The following is a 699-nucleotide window of genomic DNA, read 5'->3' on the forward strand; positions in this document are numbered from 1 at the left end:
CCGGGGGGCTGGCTCCCGACCCCGCAGACCGTCGGGGAGTACGCCGTAACGGCCGGCTTCGAGCTGACCCGGGTGCAATTACTGGGTGAGCACTACGAGCGGACTCTCAATATATGGGCGGCAAACCTGGCGGCCAACAAGGACGCGGCCATCGCGATCCAGTCGCAAGAGGTCTACGACCGCTACATGAAGTACCTGACCGGCTGCGAGGACTTCTTCCGCAAGGGCATCAGCAATGTGGGCCCTGGCGGAACAGCTTCGCGCAACCGGTCAGGTACTTCATGTAGCGGTCGTAGATCTCTTGCGACTGGATGGCGATGGCCTCGTCGCGGTTCGCCTCGAGGGCGGCCGCCCACGTCTCCAGGGTGCGCGCGTAGTGGGTGAGCACTACGAGCGGACTCTCAATATATGGGCGGCAAACCTGGCGGCCAACAAGGACGCGGCCATCGCGATCCAGTCGCAAGAGGTCTACGACCGCTACATGAAGTACCTGACCGGCTGCGAGGACTTCTTCCGCAAGGGCATCAGCAATGTGGGCCAGTTCACCCTCGTGAAGTAGGCGGCGAGGAGCTGGGGGTCGTTCCGCTACTTTTGCAGCGTGAACTGGTCGACGTCGGTGTAACCCTGGCGGAACAGCTTCGCGCAACCGGTCAGGTACTTCATGTAGCGGTCGTAGATCTCTTGCGACTGGATGGCGAT

The 699-nt window shown here is 62.2% G+C and carries 1 protein-coding gene and 3 pseudogenes; 2 read left to right on the forward strand and 2 right to left on the reverse strand.

The window, feature by feature from the left end; genetic code table 11:
* Positions 1-243, forward strand: a pseudogene (locus A9X05_RS29390) (class I SAM-dependent methyltransferase); the annotation flags it as partial.
* Here the strand turns inward: A9X05_RS29390 and A9X05_RS30875 are convergent.
* Positions 230-379 (reverse strand): annotated as a pseudogene (locus tag A9X05_RS30875) (class I SAM-dependent methyltransferase); the annotation flags it as partial. The pseudogenes A9X05_RS29390 and A9X05_RS30875 overlap by 14 nt on opposite strands.
* Here A9X05_RS30875 and A9X05_RS30880 point away from each other — a divergent pair.
* Positions 371-559: pseudogene (locus tag A9X05_RS30880) on the forward strand (class I SAM-dependent methyltransferase); the annotation flags it as partial. The pseudogenes A9X05_RS30875 and A9X05_RS30880 overlap by 9 nt on opposite strands.
* A gap of 26 nt (positions 560-585) precedes the next feature.
* Here A9X05_RS30880 and A9X05_RS29400 read toward each other — a convergent pair.
* A partial coding sequence (locus A9X05_RS29400) for a class I SAM-dependent methyltransferase (protein ID WP_197498935.1) occupies positions 586-699 on the reverse strand: 114 nt, incomplete at its 5' end.

This window comes from Mycobacterium sp. E3298, from assembly GCF_001666895.1.
Lineage (GTDB): Bacteria > Actinomycetota > Actinomycetes > Mycobacteriales > Mycobacteriaceae > Mycobacterium.